Annotated in this window: 19 protein-coding genes and 1 pseudogene; 10 read left to right on the top strand and 10 right to left on the bottom strand. The window is 67.2% G+C overall.

The features are described 5' to 3' along the window. Positions 1 to 113: 113 nt before the first annotated feature. Both FL625_RS17775 and FL625_RS17770 read left to right on the top strand, forming a co-directional pair. Entirely contained in the window at positions 114 to 938 is an 825-nt protein-coding gene (locus FL625_RS17775; protein WP_149590009.1) for a DUF481 domain-containing protein, read from the top strand. Positions 939 to 1292: 354 nt separating this feature from the next. After that, positions 1293 to 1748: an MmcB family DNA repair protein gene (locus tag FL625_RS17770; RefSeq protein WP_435532714.1), complete on the top strand. Its 456-nt coding sequence runs from the start codon at positions 1293 to 1295 to the stop codon at positions 1746 to 1748. 54 nt (positions 1749 to 1802) lie between these two features. On the opposite strand, the gene FL625_RS17765 is transcribed toward FL625_RS17770, so the two are convergent. The 3 genes from FL625_RS17765 to FL625_RS17755 are packed head-to-tail and all read right to left on the bottom strand — an operon-like array spanning position 1803 to position 5902. Then, on the bottom strand, positions 1803 to 4013 hold the full coding sequence (locus tag FL625_RS17765) for an RNA degradosome polyphosphate kinase (RefSeq protein WP_149590011.1): 2211 nt from the start codon (positions 4011 to 4013) through the stop codon (positions 1803 to 1805). A 45-nt stretch (positions 4014 to 4058) separates the two neighbouring features. Next, positions 4059 to 4724: a P-loop NTPase family protein gene (locus FL625_RS17760; protein WP_149590007.1), complete on the bottom strand. Its 666-nt coding sequence runs from the start codon at positions 4722 to 4724 to the stop codon at positions 4059 to 4061. Next, the gene (locus FL625_RS17755; RefSeq protein ID WP_149590006.1) at positions 4721 to 5902 is read right to left on the bottom strand and encodes an AI-2E family transporter; all 1182 of its coding nucleotides are present in this window, start codon (positions 5900 to 5902) and stop codon (positions 4721 to 4723) included. The genes FL625_RS17760 and FL625_RS17755 overlap by 4 nt, the downstream gene beginning before the upstream one ends. A 221-nt stretch (positions 5903 to 6123) precedes the next feature. On the opposite strand from FL625_RS17755, the gene FL625_RS17750 reads away from it, so the two are divergent. Genes FL625_RS17750 through FL625_RS17740 form a run of 3 tightly spaced genes read left to right on the top strand, consistent with a single transcriptional unit; the run spans position 6124 to position 7554 of the window. After that, positions 6124 to 6399, top strand: a complete 276-nt coding sequence (locus FL625_RS17750) for a PepSY domain-containing protein (RefSeq protein ID WP_149590005.1) — start codon at positions 6124 to 6126, stop codon at positions 6397 to 6399. Position 6400: 1 nt separating this feature from the next. Then, positions 6401 to 7045, top strand: coding sequence for a cytochrome b/b6 domain-containing protein (locus FL625_RS17745; protein ID WP_149590004.1), 645 nt, complete (start codon positions 6401 to 6403; stop codon positions 7043 to 7045). Further along, positions 7042 to 7554, top strand: coding sequence for a helix-turn-helix transcriptional regulator (locus FL625_RS17740; RefSeq protein WP_149590003.1), 513 nt, complete (start codon positions 7042 to 7044; stop codon positions 7552 to 7554). The genes FL625_RS17745 and FL625_RS17740 overlap by 4 nt, the downstream gene beginning before the upstream one ends. A 29-nt stretch (positions 7555 to 7583) precedes the next feature. On the opposite strand, the gene FL625_RS17735 is transcribed toward FL625_RS17740, so the two are convergent. The 4 genes from FL625_RS17735 to FL625_RS17720 form a co-directional block, all read right to left on the bottom strand. After that, the gene (locus FL625_RS17735; RefSeq protein WP_149590002.1) at positions 7584 to 8363 is read right to left on the bottom strand and encodes a carbohydrate ABC transporter permease; all 780 of its coding nucleotides are present in this window, start codon (positions 8361 to 8363) and stop codon (positions 7584 to 7586) included. After that, positions 8360 to 9208, bottom strand: coding sequence for a carbohydrate ABC transporter permease (locus FL625_RS17730; protein ID WP_149590001.1), 849 nt, complete (start codon positions 9206 to 9208; stop codon positions 8360 to 8362). Before FL625_RS17730 ends, FL625_RS17735 begins: the two co-directional genes overlap by 4 nt. Positions 9209 to 9266: 58 nt before the next feature. Beyond that, positions 9267 to 9926, bottom strand: a complete 660-nt coding sequence (trhA, locus tag FL625_RS17725; protein ID WP_200833986.1) for a PAQR family membrane homeostasis protein TrhA — start codon at positions 9924 to 9926, stop codon at positions 9267 to 9269. A gap of 86 nt (positions 9927 to 10012) precedes the next feature. Beyond that, complete coding sequence (locus FL625_RS17720) at positions 10013 to 10669, bottom strand: ThuA domain-containing protein (protein ID WP_149590000.1); 657 nt, start codon at positions 10667 to 10669, stop codon at positions 10013 to 10015. Positions 10670 to 10818: 149 nt separating this feature from the next. Here FL625_RS17720 and FL625_RS17715 point away from each other — a divergent pair, with 149 nt between their 5' ends. From FL625_RS17715 to FL625_RS17700, 4 genes are read left to right on the top strand one after another with little or no spacing between them, the layout of a single operon-like run. Next, a complete protein-coding gene (locus FL625_RS17715) occupies positions 10819 to 11265 on the top strand; it encodes a hypothetical protein (RefSeq protein ID WP_149589999.1) in 447 nt (148 codons plus the stop codon). 1 nt (position 11266) lies between these two features. After that, positions 11267 to 11488, top strand: a complete 222-nt coding sequence (locus FL625_RS17710) for a helix-turn-helix transcriptional regulator (RefSeq protein ID WP_149589998.1) — start codon at positions 11267 to 11269, stop codon at positions 11486 to 11488. A 23-nt stretch (positions 11489 to 11511) separates the two neighbouring features. After that, entirely contained in the window at positions 11512 to 12153 is a 642-nt protein-coding gene (locus tag FL625_RS17705) for a DUF2306 domain-containing protein (RefSeq protein WP_149589997.1), read from the top strand. Then, positions 12150 to 13112 (top strand): NADP-dependent oxidoreductase, encoded by a 963-nt coding sequence (locus FL625_RS17700; protein WP_149589996.1) that lies wholly within the window; start codon positions 12150 to 12152, stop codon positions 13110 to 13112. The genes FL625_RS17705 and FL625_RS17700 overlap by 4 nt, the downstream gene beginning before the upstream one ends. A gap of 50 nt (positions 13113 to 13162) precedes the next feature. Here the strand turns inward: FL625_RS17700 and FL625_RS17695 are convergent, their stop codons facing one another. After that, a complete protein-coding gene (locus tag FL625_RS17695) occupies positions 13163 to 13744 on the bottom strand; it encodes a DUF998 domain-containing protein (RefSeq protein ID WP_149589995.1) in 582 nt (193 codons plus the stop codon). Next, positions 13744 to 15081 (bottom strand): proline--tRNA ligase, encoded by a 1338-nt coding sequence (gene proS, locus FL625_RS17690; protein WP_149589994.1) that lies wholly within the window; start codon positions 15079 to 15081, stop codon positions 13744 to 13746. Before proS ends, FL625_RS17695 begins: the two co-directional genes overlap by 1 nt. Positions 15082 to 15666: 585 nt before the next feature. On the opposite strand from proS, the pseudogene FL625_RS18630 reads away from it, so the two are divergent. Then, a pseudogene (locus tag FL625_RS18630) lies at positions 15667 to 16440 on the top strand (AbiU2 domain-containing protein). Here the strand turns inward: FL625_RS18630 and FL625_RS17685 are convergent. Continuing rightward, on the bottom strand, positions 16435 to 16812 hold a 378-nt coding region (locus tag FL625_RS17685; RefSeq protein WP_149586580.1), incomplete at its 5' end, for an integrase core domain-containing protein. The pseudogene FL625_RS18630 and the gene FL625_RS17685 overlap by 6 nt on opposite strands.

Raw genomic sequence — 16812 nt, 5'->3', positions numbered from 1 at the left:
TCTCAGGTTGGGCAGACTCTACATCACAGCGAGGGAACTTCCGGGGGGCAGGTCACTCTGCTTCACCGAAGCGCGGCCATCCCGGTCCCGCTTGCAGAGAATGAGGTTTGACGATGAAAAAGCATCTGTTCCTGACCGTCCCCGCCCTGGCCATGCTGGCCGTCATGCCGGCCCTGGCGCAGGACATCACCGGCATCCAGGACCTGGACGACCGCATCACCGACATCGAAGAGGACGTGGCCGAGGACATGGCGCGGTCGAACGACGCGGCGCGCTTCAGCTTCCCCGAATACAAGCCCGGCTTCAGCGGCAGCGCCTCGCTGGGCTATGTCGCCCGCACCGGCAACACCGAAAGCCAGGAGTTCAACCTGGGCGCCCGCCTGCGCTATGCCGAAGGCAACTGGGTGCAGACCTTCGGCGTCGCCGCCGACTTTGCCGAGGACGCCGGGGTCAAGACCAAGGAGGACCTCTTCGCGGTCTATGACGCGAACTACTATCTGAACGACCGCTTCTACCTGTTCGGTCTGGGCCGCGTGCAGCGCGATGGCCTCGCCTCGACCGCCGACGACGTGGCCCGCGACGGTTTCATCGGCTTCGGTCCGGGCTACCGGGTGGTGAACACCCCCGACATGGCCTGGCGTGTGCAGGCCGGTATCGGTGTGAGCTACCTGAAGGACGGGCTTGGCAATTCCGAGACCGAGACCGGCTACCTGGCCGCCTCGAGGTTCTACTACCAGATCTCGGACGCGGTCTTCCTGACCAACGACACCGACATCCTGTCCTCGGACAGCGCGCTGCGGGCCAACAACGACTTCGGCGTGAACTTCAAGATGTCGGACACGCTGTCCACCCGGGTCAGCTATCTGACCGACTACAACGATGCCCGCGGCATCAAGACCGACAACCGTCTGGGGGTCTCGCTGGTGATCGGGTTCTGATTTCCCTCGCCTGATCGCGGCGGGGACGGGGCAGGGCGACCTGCCCCGTTTCCCTGTGCGGGTGGCGGGCCCGCAGCAACCGTGAGGACCGGGGTTTTCCCGAGAGCCAGAGGTCTCAGGTGGGCGCCAGATACCTGGACCAGGATCCAGGCAGAGCCAGCCCCCGTTCGCTTGCTTATCGGCCACTGGAAAATTGGCCCCGCACGCGAGGAGCAGAACCCGCCATCCCGGAACATAGGGCGCGCGCGCCGGTGCCGCAAGCCAAGGGCGGGCCCAAGAATTTTCGGCGAAAATTCTTGCGGTGACCGGCGGCTGGACAGATGTTCACCTTTGGTTCATGATTGGCTCATGGACATGCCGGTCGATATTCCTGAGATCCTGCCCGCCCTTCCGGGCCAGCGCCTGCAAAGGGGCGTCTGCCGTGGCCTGCGCGCGCTGGATTTCGTCTGCGTCGAGGAACTGATCCCCGCCCCCGGCCTGCGCGTCGATGTGATGGCGCTGGGGCCGAAGGGCGAGGTCTGGGTGGTGGAATGCAAGTCGGGCCGGGCCGATTTCCGCGCCGACCGCAAGTGGCAGGGCTATCTCGACTGGTGCGACCGGTTCTTCTGGGCGGTGGACGCCGATTTCCCGGTGGAGCTTCTGCCCGCGGGCACCGGCCTGATCCTGGCCGATGCCTATGACGCCGAAGTGGTGCGGATGGCGCCCGAAATGCCGCTGGCGGGCGCGCGGCGCAAGCTGGTGCTGCGCACCTTCGCCCGTGTGGCGGCCGGGCGGCTGCAAGCGATGCGCGACCCCGGCGCGGGAGTCTGAGCGGGGCCAGATCTCTTCGAAGAGATCTGCAAATTCCTTCGAAGGAACTTGGCGCTATTGTGCAGCGTCCGCAACGGCGCTGCCGGGATCGTCATCCTTGACCGGGATCAGCCGGGGCGCATCCTTGGCGCCCGCCGTGCCGCGTCCCGAAAGCGAGGGGTTTTCCATGAAGAACTGGTGGCAGCTGAACAGTTTTGCCCCTTCGCCGCCCAGGTCGCGGGAATAGGTGCCGTCCGGCGCGAGGATCCAGCTTTGCGCCTCGTCCTGCAGGTTGGCGGCCATGATCTGCGACAGGATCTGGCTTTTCACCGTGGGGTTCAGCGCCTCGACCAGGGTTTCCACGCGGCGGGTGAGGTTGCGGCCCATCCAGTCGGCCGAGGAGAAGAACACCCGCGCCTTCCTGGCCGGCAGGCCATGGCCGCTGCCGAAGCAGACGATGCGGGAATGTTCGAGGAAGCGCCCGACGATCGACTTGACGCGGATGTTTTCCGACAGGCCCTTGATCCCCGGCCGCAGCCCGCAGATGCCACGGATCACCAGGCTGATCTTCACCCCCGCCTGGCTGGCGGCATAGAGCGCGTCGATCACGTCGGGTTCGATCAGGCTGTTCATCTTGGCCCAGATCTCGGCCGGGCGGCCGGCGCGGGCGTGGTCGGCCTCGGCCGCGATCAGCTCCAGGAGCCGCGGCTTCAGCGTGATGGGCGAGATGGCCAGGTTCTCCAGCCCCTGCGGCTGCACATAGCCCGAGAGGTAGTTGAACACCTTGGTCGCGTCGCGGCCGAGCGCCGGATCGCAGGTGAAGAAGGACAGGTCGGTGTAGATCCGCGCGGTGATCGGGTGGTAGTTGCCGGTGCCGTAATGGGTATAGGTGACCAGGTGGTCGCCCTCGCGACGCACCACGGTCGAGATCTTGGCATGGGTCTTGTAGTTGACGAAGCCATAGACGACATGGGCGCCCGCGCGTTCCAGCCGGCGCGACTGCCGGATGTTCGCGGCCTCGTCGAACCGGGCCTTCAGTTCCACCAGCGCGGTGACCGACTTGCCCGACTCCGCCGCCTCGCAGAGCGCCGAGACGATCGGGCTGTCCCAGGAGGTGCGGTAGAGCGTCTGCTTGATCGCAAGCACGTTCGGGTCGCGCGCCGCCTGTTCCAGGAAGCGGATGACCATGTCGAAGGTCTCGTAGGGGTGATGCAGCAGCATGTCCTTCTGCCGGATCGCGGCGAACATGTCGCCGTCGTGATCCGTCACCCGTTCCGGCACGCGCGGGGTGAAGGGGGGCCACATCAGGTCCTTGCGGCTGGGCAGGATCAGTTCCTTCAGGTCCGCGACGCCGAGGAGGCCCTTGACCTCGACCACCTCGTCCTCGGTGACAGCCAGTTCCTCCATGATCAGCGCGCGCAGGTCTTCCGGCGCGCCGGCGGACAGCTTCAACCGGATGACCTCGCCCCGGCGGCGGCGCTTCAGCGCGGTCTCGAATTCGCGCACCAGGTCCTCGGCCTCGTCCTCGACCTCGAGGTCGCTGTCGCGCAGCACGCGGAAGGTGCAATGGCCCCGGTCGGTGTAGCCGGGGAACAGCATGTCGAGGTGCAGGAGCAAAAGCTCTTCCAGCGGAAGGAAGCGGTGTTCGCCGTCCTTGCCCGGAAGGGGGACGAAGCGGGCGATCTGCTGCGGGATGGGCAGGAGTGCCTTGAGCTGGCGGCGGTCCGTCACCCGTTCCAGTTCCAGCGCCAGGCTGAAACCCGTGTTCGGGATGAAGGGGAAAGGGTGTGCGGGGTCGATGGCCAGCGGCGACAGGACCGGAAAGACGTTCGACAGGAAGTGCGACTCGAGATGCTTCAGGTCGCGCGCGTTCAGCCTGGAGCGCGGCACGATGCTGATGCCCTCGGCCTCCATCTCCTTGCGCAGACGGTTGAATGTGGTCTGCTGGGTCTGCATCAGCCGCCGCGCGTCGGCATTGATCAGGTGCAGCTGTTCGGCCGGGCTGCGGCCATCCTCGGACAGGGTGGCATTGCCGTTGCGCACCAGTGCGCGCAGGCCGGCGACGCGCACGGTGTAGAACTCGTCCAGGTTGGTGGCCGAGATCGACAGGAAGCGCAGCCGTTCCAGAAGCGGCACCGCCGGGTTAGCGGCCTCTTCCAGGACGCGCCAGTTGAAGGCCAGCCAGGACAGTTCGCGGTTGAAGAAGCGGCCCGGGCCGGCGGTTTCCGCGAAGGGAAGCTCGACGGGATTGGGGAAGGGGGAGTGGAGAAAATCGGCCTGGGTCATGACGGGCATATGCCGTGCGGTTCGTGAAGCTATCGTGACAGTCTTTCACTCCTGCTCGGCCCTGTCCAGAAAGCCAGCGGCCAGCGCGCGGGTGATCGGCCGACCCTCGGCCAGGGCACGGGCGTCGAGCGCGGCCACCAGCGCCCGCGCGGCGCCGATCGACCGGGGCATCCGGCTGACCATATAGGAAATCAGGTTGGCAGGCACCGTGACCTGCCGGTCGGCGAACAGCTTGACCAGCACGGCGGACAGCAGCGCATCGTCGGGGGCCTCCAGCCGGGCAATCTGGGTGGCCTGCATCCGGCTGACGAGATCGGGCAGGCCGAGGCCCCAGTCGCGCGGCGGCGTGCGCGCGGTCATGAGCAGGGCCGCGCCCGAGGTGGCCAGGTTGTGCAGGTGGAAGAGGCGGGCCTCGGCCGGGCCGACGCGGTCGGCGTCCTCGACCACCACCGGGCGGCCGGACAGGGCGGCAAGGTCGATGTCCGCCAGCGCCTCGGCCGCCAGGATCTCGGCCCCGGCGAGCGCGGCCCAGATGTGGGCGAGATGAGTCTTTCCCGACCCCTCGGGGCCGAGGATCAGCAGCTTGCGGCCCGGCCAGTCCTGCCAGTGCTCCACGATCTGCAGGGCAAGCGCGTTCGACGGCGCGACGAAGAACGCATCGAGGGTCATCGCCTCGGCCGCCGGCAGGTCGAAGGCCAGTTGGCGCATCACGCGCCAGGGCCCGGTCCGACGGCGTCGGGGCGCGCGGCATCCGCAGCGGCTGCTCCCGCCTTCTGCTTGCGGCGGGGCTTCGGAGCCTCGGCCGCGGCGGTGAAGCTGGGGCCTTGTGCCTCGAGCCCGGCCCGGCCCTGATAGAGAAGGCTCGCCCGGTACTGCTCGATCGCAAAGCGCGTCAGCACCCCGATCGAGGCGGCGACCGGCACCGCGACCAGCATGCCGACGAAGCCGAAGATGGTGCCGAAGGCCGACAGCGCGAACAGCAGCCAGACCGGGTGCAGCCCGACCGACTTTCCCACGAGCCGCGGGGTCAGGATGTTGCCCTCGACGAACTGGCCGATGGCGAAGATCGCGGCGATCAGGCCGATCTGCACCCAGTCGCCCCAGAACTGGAACAGCGCGAGCCCGATGGCCAGCACCCCGCCGACGATCGAGCCGACATAGGGAATGAAGGTGATCGCCCCGGCAATCGCGCCGACGATGACGCCGAATTGCAGGCCGGCCGCCATCAGCGCGACCGCGTAGAAGGTGCCCAGCGTGATGCAGACCGAGACCTGGCCGCGCACAAAGCCCGCCAGCACCGCGTCGATCTCGCGCGCGAGGCGGCGGATCGTGGGCGCGTGGTCCAGCGGCAGCATGGAGTCGATGCGCGCCACCATCTCGTCCCAGTCGAGCAGCAGGTAGAAGGCCACCACCGGCACCACGACGATGAACAGGACGACCGAGATCACCCCCAGCGCCGAGGACAGGATGCCCTGCGCCAACTCGGCCCCCCGGGCCTGGATGGCGAGGCCGATCTCGGCCAGGGTCTGCCGGATGGTCGAGGTGGAATCGGCCAGGTCGGGGAACCGTTGCAGCAGGAAGTCCTGCAACTGGCGGCTGATGTCGGGCGCGGCGTTGACCAGGGCCTTCAGCTGGTTCACCAGCGTCGGGATCACGGCCAGGACCATGAGCACGACCAGCAGGAGCGCAATAAGCGAGATGACCGAGGTCGCGGCGACCCGGCTGAGACCCATCCGCTCCAGCCGGTCGGCGACGGGATCGAGGAAATAGGCAATGGCCCCGCCGACGATGAAGGGCAGGAGCACGTTGCCGAGAAGCCAGAGCAGCACCAGGAACACCGCCGCGGCGATTCCCCAGTAACGGATCTGGTCTTTCGTGGCCAATGCCATGCGGGCGGTCCTTCTGGCGTGTCCCCTCATATCGCCGGTGGCGGGCAGGCGCGCAAGGGGAGGGCCGGCGGAAAGCCGCTGTCAGCCCGCGCTTAGGACACACGGGGTAAGCGGCCCCGGGATGGCCGCGCCGTGCCATCCGGGTCAGGAAGCGGCATCCGGGACGCGGTGTCCCGGGTCCGGCCTGCCGAAGCGGGCAGGCCCAACCGAAAGGCAAGACGATGAAGAACAGGTTCCTCTCGATGATCGCTCTGGCAACCCTGCCGCTGGCCGCACCGGTTGCCGCGCTGGCTATGCCTGCCGTCGGCGACATGATCGGCACGGATGCCGAAACCGCCAAGGCGGCCCTGGAAAAGGCCGGCTGCCCGGTGAAAAGCTTCGAGGCCGAGGGTGGCAAGGTCGAAGCCCAGTGCACGGACGCCGCCACCGGCAAGCTGATGGAGGTCTATATCGACCCGGCGTCGGGCAAGGTCACCGAGATCAAGGAAAAGGACTGACATGGCCTCCCCCCGGATCCAAGCCGGAACGGCCGCCGAGACCCCGCCCACGCTGTGGGATCCCGTCGTGCGCGTCACGCATTGGGGCATTGCCGCTTCCGTGCTGCTGAACGCGCTGCTCGATGAAGGCGGAAGCGTGTTGCACGTCACCATCGGCTGGATCGTCATGGCGCTTCTGTTCCTGCGCATGGTCTGGGGGGTGCTCGGTCCGGTCGAGGCCCGGTTCTCGGCCTTTCCGCCGAACCCGCTGGCGGCTCTGCGCCATCTGCGCCAGCTGGCGACAGGCCGGGTGCGGCACTACCCCTCGCACAACCCGGCCGGGGCCCTGATGGCCTATGCCTTCTGGGCCACCCTGGCAGTCGTCACGGCCACCGGGCTGATCATGACCGGCGGTGCGACACCGATGCAGGTCGCCGCGGACAAGGCGGCGGTTGCATCCGGCGACTGGTCTGCTTTGATCCGTGACGGGGAAGGCGCGTCCGACGAGGACGAATCCCTCGGAAAGGCAGCCAAGGAGGTACACGACGTGGCAGCGAACCTGTTGCTGATCCTGGCGGCCCTGCATGTCGCGGGGGTGGCCCTGGAAAGCCGCGCAATGCGGCGGAACCTTGTGGCCGCGATGCTGATCGGCAAGCGGCAGCGATGAGCATCGGCCCGGACATCCTGGTCTCGGGGCGCCGCCAGATCGTGGCGCTCTCGATCTTCCTGGTGATCCAGACGCTCGGCACGGTGTTCTACGTCGGCGACGTGATCGCCGATCTGCGGGAAGACCCAGCCTCGGCGCATTTCGTCTTCGAGGCCATCGTCACCGCCGCGCTGGTGCTGGGTGTGATCCTCGGCACTTTCGCGCTGCGCCGGACGATCGAGCTTCTGCGCTCGCAGGAGCAGGCGCTGGCCGTGGCGCGCGGGGCCCTGTCAGAAGTGATCGAGGGCCAGTTCGACGCCTGGGCGCTGACGCCGGCCGAACGCGATGTCGGCCTTCTGGCGCTGAAGGGGCTTGACGTGGCCGAGATCGCCGAGCTGCGCGGCGCGGCGCAGGGCACGGTGCGGGCGCAACTGACGCGGATCTATTCCAAGGCCGGCGTCTCGGGCCGCGCGCAGTTTGCAGCCTTTTTCGTCGAGGACCTGCTCAGCGGCGGGCTGAAGGCGGCATAACCCGAAATTCATCGCCGCAGAATTCCGGGTCATGCCCGCAGAGTGAAGCCGCGCGCGAGGTGACGGCGGACGAACCAGATCATCGCGACCCCCGGCACCAGCGACAGGCAGGTCATCGCCATCACCTTGCCGATGTCAGTCTGGAAGCCGAACATCGCCTGGATCGCCATGGTGATCGGCTTGCCCCCCGTGACTGTCAGGATGCGGGCGAAGACCACCTCGACCCAGGAGAAGATGAAGCAGAAGAAGGCCGCGACGCCGATGCCCGGCGCGATCTGCGGGATCAGGTGGCGGAAGAAGAAGGAAGGGCCGGAATGGCCGTCGAGCCAGGCTGTCTCGTCGAATTCGCGCGGGACGGCGCGGATGAAGCTTTCCAGGATCCAGATGGCGACGGGCAGGTTGAAGAGGCAATGCACCAGCGCGATGCCGACGGGAGTGTTCACCAGGCCGAAGCGGCTGAACAGGATGAAGATCGGCAGCGACAGCACCACCGGCGGGGTGACGCGGAAGACGAGGATCGCCATGAGGAAATGCCGGTCGCCCGTGAAGCGGAAGCGGGCGAGCGCATAGGCCGCGGGCAGGGCGATGGCAAGGCAGAGCGCCACGTTCAGCACGACATAGACGAAGGAATTGACCATCGCCGCGCGGAGCTCCGGCGTGGCCAGCACGTTGCGATAGTTCGTCAGGCCCAGGCTGCCCTCGGCCACCGTCCCGGTCGGCAGGGTGGCGGTCAGGCTCAGGATCACCGCCTGGGCGAGGGGCAGGAGGATGAAGCCGGCAAGGGCCAGAAGGGCGAGCGCGCGCATCATGCCTCGCGCCTGCGGGTGGCGGCGACGAAGGCCCAGACCACGGCCAGCACGATCAGGAAGTAGAGCGTCGCGCGCGCGGCGGCCTGGCCGTAGGAGAAGCCCTTGATTTCCTCGCCGAGCTCGATCGAGAGGAACCGGGTCGCGTCCTGCGGGCCGCCGGCGTTGATCGCGAAGGCCTCGGTGTAGATCATGAAGCTGTCCACGAAGCGCAGGAGGAACACGATGGCCAGCGCCCCGCCGAGCCGCGGCAGTTCGATGTGCCGGAACACCGACCAGCGCGAGGCGCCGTCGATGGCCGCGGCCTGGCGGAAGGCGGGCGGGATGGCGGAAAGACCGGCATAGGCCAGGACCACGACCAGGCCCAGCCAGTGCCAGGTGTCCATCGTCAGGATCAGCGCCCAGCTGTGCCAGCCGGTGAACTTCCAGTCGAAGCCCAGCGCTGCGAGCCCCGGCCCGATCAGCCCGGTCTGCGGCTGCACCAGCCCGAGCCAGAGCATGGGGATCATGTTCCAGGGCACGACCAGCGGCAGCGCGACCAGCATCAGCCCCCAGACCGCGTGCCGCCCGCAGCCCATGAGCAGCAGCGCCACCGCGATCCCCAGCGGCACCTGGATCGCCAGCGCGAGGGCGGAGAACAGGAGGCTCCGCCCCAGCGAGGCGAGGAAGCGGTCCGATCCCAGGATGTCGGCGAACCATTGCACCCCCACCCAGTGCACGTCCGACAGGGTGAAGATGTCGTGGAAGCCGTAGTTGACGACCGCGAGCAAGGGCAGCCCTCCGACCAGCGCCAGAAGCAGGCAGGCCGGGGCGATCAGGAACCAGGCGCGGTTGTCGTGGGGGCGCATCGCGGGCCAGAGCATCCCGAGGGCCGGGGGATGTCAACCCCGCGCGGGCGGTCCGCCTTCAGGCGACGGCGACGGCGATGGCGGCGAAATGCAGCGCGGCGGCCACGGCGACGAAGAGGTGCCAGATCGCGTTCTGGAAGCGCAGCCGTTCCCAGACATAGAAGGCCACGCCTGACACACAAGTCACCCCGCCCGCCACCAGCAGCCAGAGCGAGGCGGTGGGCAGCGCCGCGATCACCGGGCCGGCGGCGATCACCCCCACCCAGCCCAGAAGGACGTAGGCCAGGATCGACAGCCGGTCGTAGCGGCCGGGCAGGACGACCTTGACCAGGATCCCGAGCGCCGCGCCGGTCCAGACCACGACGCCCAGAGCCCAGGCCCAGGTCGGGTCGAGATGCGGGATGACGGCGGTATAGGTCCCGGCGATCATGACGTAGATCATCGAATGGTCGAAGCGTCGCAGCAGCCATTTCAGCGCCGAGGGCGGCGTCATGTTGTAGGCGAGCGAAAAGCCCCACATCAGGAAGAAGCCGGCCGCATAGACCGTCAGTGCCGCAAACGTCCCAGGCCCCGCGTTCTGCAGCCCGTGGAACAGGAGGAGCGGAAAGGCGATCAGCCCGGCCAGAAGCGCCAGCGCATGCACGATGCCGTCGGCCAGCAGTTCGGCCAGCGACAGATCGCGTTTGGTCATGCGGTAATGATCGGCGGGCAGGGTCATGGCACCAGTCTTGCAGGCAAATGTTGCCAAAGCATGACCGGGACAAGGCGCAAGGCCAAGTCACCTTCGCCTGATGTGACGTAATGTCAGCCCCGCCGCGCCGCCCACAAGAGGCCGCGCCGCATCAGCTCGGCCGCCGGACCGTGATCGATGGCGTTCTTCTGGTGGCCGAGCGCGTTGTAATAGACCCGCCCCGCGCCATAGCCCTTGGTGAAGACGACCGGCATCGCGACGGGGCCGTTCACCGCATGCGGCCCGTCCACCACCGGGAAATCGCAGACCGCATGCACCTTCACCGCCGGATCGACGTGCAGGTAATACTGTTCGGTCTTCACCGTGAAATCGCCCACTCCCGCCACCAGCGGGTCGTCCGAGACGATGCGGACCCCGTACTCCACCCCGTCGTTCCCCGGATGCGCTACCCATTGCGCGCCGGTCAGGAACTGCCAGTCCACATTCTCGCGGAAGGCATCGCACATCCCGCCGTGGCAGCCCGCGATCCCGGTCCCCGCCGCAACGGCGGCGCAGACGTTCAGCGCCTGTTCCTTGGCGATCTTCGACATGGTCCAGACCGGCACGATCAGGTCATACCCCCTGACCGCTTCGGCATCGTCGAAGCAGGCGAGGCTGTCGGTGAGCGTGACCTCCATCCCCGCCGCGCGCAGCCAGTCGGCAAACATCGGGCCGACCTTCTCGGGTTCGTGCCCCGCCCATCCGCCCCAGGTGACCAGTGCCCGTGCCATGCCGCCTCCGCTTGTCTGCGCCGCAGGCTAGGCAGAGCGCGGGGCGGGGTCAATCCGTGACGGCAGGTATGGAAAGCCTGACACAATGTAAAATAATCTTTACTCCATGTCTGCCCTCGCATACCAAGCCGACAAGAATGGAGGCCCCGATGTCCTATGGCGAGCGCGAAGCCCTGTCCGGTCTGGTCACCAGCCTGATCGTGATCGTCCTGTTCCTGTGGCAGCTGTCCGGCCAGACGGCCGCCGGGGCCTTCGACGGGCCCGAGGGGCTGAGGCTCTGGGCGCGGTCGGTTCTGGTCCTGATCGGCTGGTCGATCGGCATCGCGATCGCGGTGGCCATCCTGTCCGCCGTCCTGCACGGCATACTGACCGGCGAAAAGCCCGACGACCGCCGCGACGAGCGCGACCGCGACATCGACCGCCGCGCGCTGACCTGGGCCTGGTATCTGTTGTCCTTCGGGCTTCTGGGAATCATCGTGGGCCTCGCCCTTGGCGATACCGCAGTCAAGGCGATGAACACGGTCCTCGCGCTGTGCCTTCTGTCCGAAGCCTTCAGGGATGCTGCCAAGGTGATCCTCTACCGGCGCGGGGCATGAGATGTCCCGTCCCGCCGGCCGCATCGAGAACCGCATCCGCCGCCTGCGCTTCGACGCCGGGGAAATGACGCAGAAGGACCTTGCCGACCGGGTGGGTGTCACCCGGCAGACCATCCTCGCCATCGAGAACGGCAAGTATTTCCCGACGCTCGAACTTGCCTTCCGCATCGCCCGCACCTTCGGGGTCGGGCTGGAGGACGTCTTCACCTTCCACGACGACTGACCCGATCCTTCCAGGAGACCGCCATGATCCGCCTGTTTCAGCGGCCGATCCCGCTTGCCTTCGGCCTTGCCGTCTTCAGCGCCATCCCGGTGCTGATCGCGCTGGTCGAGGTCGTCCAGATCCCCACCGGCACCTATCCCGAGGACAGCGCGCGCCTGGCCGTCGCCCCGGTCGCCTGGTTCGCCCATGTCCTGACGGCGGTGGCCTTCGGCGTCACCGGACCCTTGCAATTCGTTCGGGCGTTGCGCCACCGCTTCGGGGCGCTGCACCGGCTGGCTGGCCGGATCTTCGTGATCGCCGGTGCGGTTCTGGGCCTGTCGGGCCTGGCGCTACTGGCGCAGGTGGCGCATGTGCGGACGCCGCTGGCCGAAGGTGCGCGCGGCCTGTTCGGCCTGGCGCTGCTGGCCGCGCTTGCCTGCGCGATGGCGGCGATCCGGGATGGTGACATCCCGCGCCATCGCGCCTGGATCGTCCGTGCCTATGCGATCGGCATGGGGTCGGGGGCCATCGCGCTGGTGTTCTTCCCGATCTACGTCCTTGCGGGACGGGCGCCGGACGGGATCGCCGCCGACATCCTGTTCATCGGTGCCTGGGCCATGACCATCGGCATCGCCGAACTGATCCTGCGCCGGCCTTCTCGCCCTCTGTCGCGGAGGCCGGCATGAGGGTCGCCAGTTACACCGCCTATGGCGGGCCGGAAACCATCGTCATCCGCGAGGCCCCGGTTCCGGTCCCCGCGGCCGGAGAGGTGCTGGTCCGCGTCCACGCCGCCCCGGTCACGGCCGGCGACGCCCGTCTGCGCTCTGGGCACGTGCCGCGCGGGCTGGGGCCGATGCTGCGGCTGGCGATCGGCCTGACCCGCCCGCGTGTCGCCCCCGGCTGGGCCTTCTCGGGCGAGGTTGCGGCCCTTGGCCCCGGTGTCGCCGGTTTCACGCCGGGGCAGAGGGTCTTCGGCCTGACCGGCTTCAAGGGCGGAGCGCACCGCGACTATCTGGTGATCCGCGCCGATGGCCGGATCCTGCCCCTGCCCGAGACGCTGGACCACCTGACCGGCGCGGCCTTCTTCTTCGGCGGGCTGACCGCAGCCGAGTTCCTGATCGACCGGGCGAAGCTTGCACCGGGAGAGCGACTTCTGGTCTGCGGTGCCACGGGCGCGGTCGGCGGGGCGGCGGTGCAGATCGGGCGGCACCTCGGGGCAGAGGTCAGTGCGACGGCCTCGCGTGCCAATCATCCTCTGGCCCGCGATCTGGGGGCAGAGGCGGTGACCGATTACCGCGATGCCCCGCCGCCGGGGCCATTCGACGTGATCCTCGACGTGATGGGCCGGCTTGGTAGGGCGGGCGCGTGGCCGCTGCTCGCCCCCGGCGGCCGCTATGTGCAGATCACCGCCAGCCTGGCCGAGTTCTTGGGGGCGAGCCTGCGGCCGGTCCGGGAGGGGCGCCGGATCATCACCGGTTCCAACAAGGACGACCTGCCGTCGATGCGTCGCCTGGTCGCGCTGCATCGTGCCGGGGGCTACACGCCTGCGCTTGGACCTGTCCTGCCTTTCGAACGGCTGGCCGAAGCCCATGCCATCGCCGAGAGCTTTCACAAGCCCGGCAATTTGGTCGTGACGATGGACTGACCACCGGCGCAACATCGGCGCGACGTTCGCGGCCCGGGGCGTTGAGACGCCTAAAGCGGCGGCAGGGTCAGCGTGGCCAGCAGGAACCACAGCGCCGTTGCATACAGGAACACCCGCTCCGCCAGCCCGAACCACGGGCGAAGGCCGGGCGAGGTGGTCAGGACCACGGCCAGGAAGGCCGCGCTGATGACCAGTTTCAGGATCTCGTCGCCCACCGACCGCCAGCCCTCGTGCAGGGCCACCAGATGCGGCGTCGCCTCGACCACCGCCATGTAGGCCGCCGCGAAGGCCAGAAGCGTCGCGGCCCGGTGCAGGTTCCCCCGCCGGGTGCGGCGGGAGCCGTGCGGGTCGTTCTGCCAGACCGCGATCCCCAGCCGCCCCAGCGAGACGAGCGCAAGGTAGACCGTGACGGCGACAGGAAAGTCCGGCTCGCCCGAGACATGGACCTGCCAGGCCAGGATCGGCGGCGCGATGCAGCCCGCGATCAGGTAGATGCGGAACAGCCGCGCCGTGCGGCCAAGGCCGTATTCGCTGACGGGCTTGGCAAAGGGCCGCTGGTCCCGGTTCAGCACCTGGAACGCCAGCAGGAACAGCAGGTCGAGGCCGTACAGCGCGGCCGCGACCTTTTCCATCAGCGGCCGGCGTAGATCTGCGCGATCCGGTCGACGGCGGCTTCCGGGGAGACCTCTTCGCTTTCGCCCGTGCGACGGCAGGTGAGTTCCACGACGCCATTCGCCAGGCCTCGCGGCCCGACGGTGATCCGCCAGGGCAGGCCGATCAGGTCCATCGTGGCAAACTTGGCGCCGGCGCGTTCGTCGCGGTCGTCATAAAGCGCCTCGAGCCCCTTGGCGGCCAGCGCCTTGTAAAGCCCTTCGCAGGCCGCATCGGCCGCGCCGTCGCCCTGCTTGAGGTTCACGATCCCGACCGGGAAGGGCGTCACCCCTTCCGGCCAGATGATGCCCTTGTCGTCATGGCTCGCCTCGATGATCGCGCCCAGGAGGCGGCTGACGCCGATCCCGTGGCTGCCCATCTCGACCGGGACCTTGTGGCCCTCGGCGGTGGTCACCTCGGCCCCCATGGCGGCGGAATACTTGTTGCCAAAATAGAAGATCTGCCCGACCTCGATCCCGCGCCCGACCTTGCGGTGGGCTTCGGGCACCTGGGCGAAGATCGCCTCGTCATGGGTTTCGTCGGTGCGGGCGTAGAGGGTGGTGAACTCCTCGCAGACCTTCGCCACCTGGGCGCGGTCGTCGTAGTCGATGTCCCGCTGGCCCAGTTTCAGCTGGGTCACGCGGTCGTCGTAGAAGACCTCGGACTCGCCCGTTTGCGCCAGCACCAGGAATTCATGCGTGTTGTCGCCGCCGATCGGGCCCGAGGCCGCGCGCATCGGGATCGCGGTCAGGCCCATGCGTTCGTAGGTGCGCAGGTAGCTGACCATGTGGCGGTTGTAGGCGTGCAGCGCCGACGCCTTGTCCACGTCGAAGTTGTAGCCGTCCTTCATCAGGAACTCGCGCCCCCGCATCACGCCGAAGCGCGGCCGCATCTCGTCGCGGAACTTCCACTGGATGTGGTAGAGCGTCAGCGGCAGGTCCTTGTAGCTGTTCACATGGGACCGGAAGATGTCGGTGATCATCTCCTCGTTCGTGGGGCCGTAGAGAAGCTCGCGCTTCTGGCGGTCGGTGATCCGCAGCATCTCCTCGCCGTAGTCGCCGTAGCGGCCGGACTCGCGCCAGAGGTCGGCGGGCTGGATCGTCGGCATGAGAAGCGGGATGTGCCCGGCGCGGATCTGTTCCTGGTGGACGATCTCCTCGATCCGGCGCAGGACCCGGTAGCCCAGGGGCAGCCAGGAATAGATGCCGGCGGCCTGCTGCTTGATCATGCCGGCCCGCAGCATGTAGCGGTGGCTGACGATCTGCGCCTCGGCGGGGTTTTCCTTGAGGACGGGGAGGAAGTAGCGGGACAGACGCATCTTCGGGCCTTTGCCAATGGGGTCCCGGGTTTCCTAGCGGGTCGGGCGCGGGCAGGCAAGTGTCCACGGTGGACATTTCCGGATTGTCGTTTGTTCGCAATGGGTTGGTCGTGGGCGTTTACCGGGCGGAAAGGATGATTTCTGGGGGGCGGTCTGAAGCCCGACCTGCCCGGGCGGCCCCGGGGGAGAGACCCCACCCCGGGCCTGACCCGGGGTCTCCCGGTGACACCCGAGGCCCCGGGTCAGGCCCGGGGCGGGGTTTCCTGCGCGCGCCGGGGGCAAGGCTGACCGCGACCGGCATGCGGGGGTGAGACGCGGCCCCGGCTTGCCGGGGCGAAAACGGTCCGGTGGACTGTTTTCGCCCCGAACGCCCGAGGCCGCTGCCGAGGGTAGGGAGGGGGCGATTGGCACAACGGTGCGCTGTAGCGCACCCTACGCCGTGACGCCGGGGTGCGAATGACCGCGACCGGCACGCGGGGGTGAGACGGATCAGAAAACAGTCCAGTGGACTGTTTTCCCGTCGAACGCCCGAGCAAACCTGCGAGGGCCGGGAGAGAGCGATATATCGCGCCCGCCCCCGGGGGGATGAGGCGGATAAGGAAACGGTCCAGTGGACCGTTTCCCGCCGAATGCCCGAGCACGCTTGCGAGGGCCGGGAGGGAGGGCGCGGTCAGATTTGCTTTGGGCACATCTGACGAGGTGGGTAGAGGTGGGTTGGCACCCGCCATACTAGCGCTATGCTACCCCCAAGTCCGAATGGGGGCACAAATGACAAACAGAACGGCCGACGAAGCACTCCAAGAATACATTGACAGGCTTGGCGAAGATCGGGGTCGTTATGTTAAGGCACTTGAGAGTGACCTTTTCAATTTGAGGATGCATGCCGAGTTCTACGAGGCATTCTTTGGTACAAACAAGGAGCGAGTTGATCTTTTCAACTCTGTTTCCGGAGATACAGCCTATTGGATGGAGCGGTCAATGTTTGAAAGCTTAGTACTTCAAGTTTGTAGGCTTACCGACCCGGTTGTCTCCATTGGATAAAAGAAAAACGTGACTGTTCGGGCCTTGCCTTCTCTGCTGTCTGGCTCGTCGGATGCCGAATTGGAGGGACGCATCAACAAAGCTGATGCTGCCACAAAGTTTGCTCGAGACTGGAGAAATCGGAGAATTGCTCATACTGACGAAGAGGTAAGATTAGGCAAAGCCACGCTAGACACCGCAACGAGGGGGAAACTTAAGGAGGCAATCGAATCCATAGCTGCGTGCATTAGAAGGTATGCCCTAGTGGAATTGAACACAACGCTATCGACGCATCCCATACGCCAATTGACCTGCCCCCCGGTCGTCCCTCGTTCATAACGAGAGTCCTTGGGGTTGATAGTGGTCGGTTTTGGGTTGGGCAAGTGCGCCGGGCGCAGAGCCCTCAGATTGCTCAAGCGCCCGGCGCGCTTCTGCGGGCGTTTGGTTGCCCAGTGAGGAATGCGGCCTGACGTTGTTGTAGTCGTAGCGCCAGTGGGCGAGCTTCCGGCGTGCGTCTGCCAAGCTGTCGAAGATCTCCTCGTTCAGGCATTCGTCGCGCAGGCTGCCGTTGAAGCTTTCGATGTAGCCGTTCTGCTGGGGCTTTCCGGGATCGATGTAATGCCACTCGACGCCGTTCTCGTTGGCCCATTTCAGGATCGCCTTGCTGGTGAACTCGGTCCCGTTATCACTGACGATGCAGGCTGGTTTTCC

Source organism: Tabrizicola flagellatus, assembly GCF_008271465.1.
GTDB classification, from domain to species: Bacteria; Pseudomonadota; Alphaproteobacteria; order Rhodobacterales; family Rhodobacteraceae; genus Tabrizicola; species Tabrizicola flagellata.
This window is presented reverse-complemented; position numbering and strand designations above follow the sequence as displayed.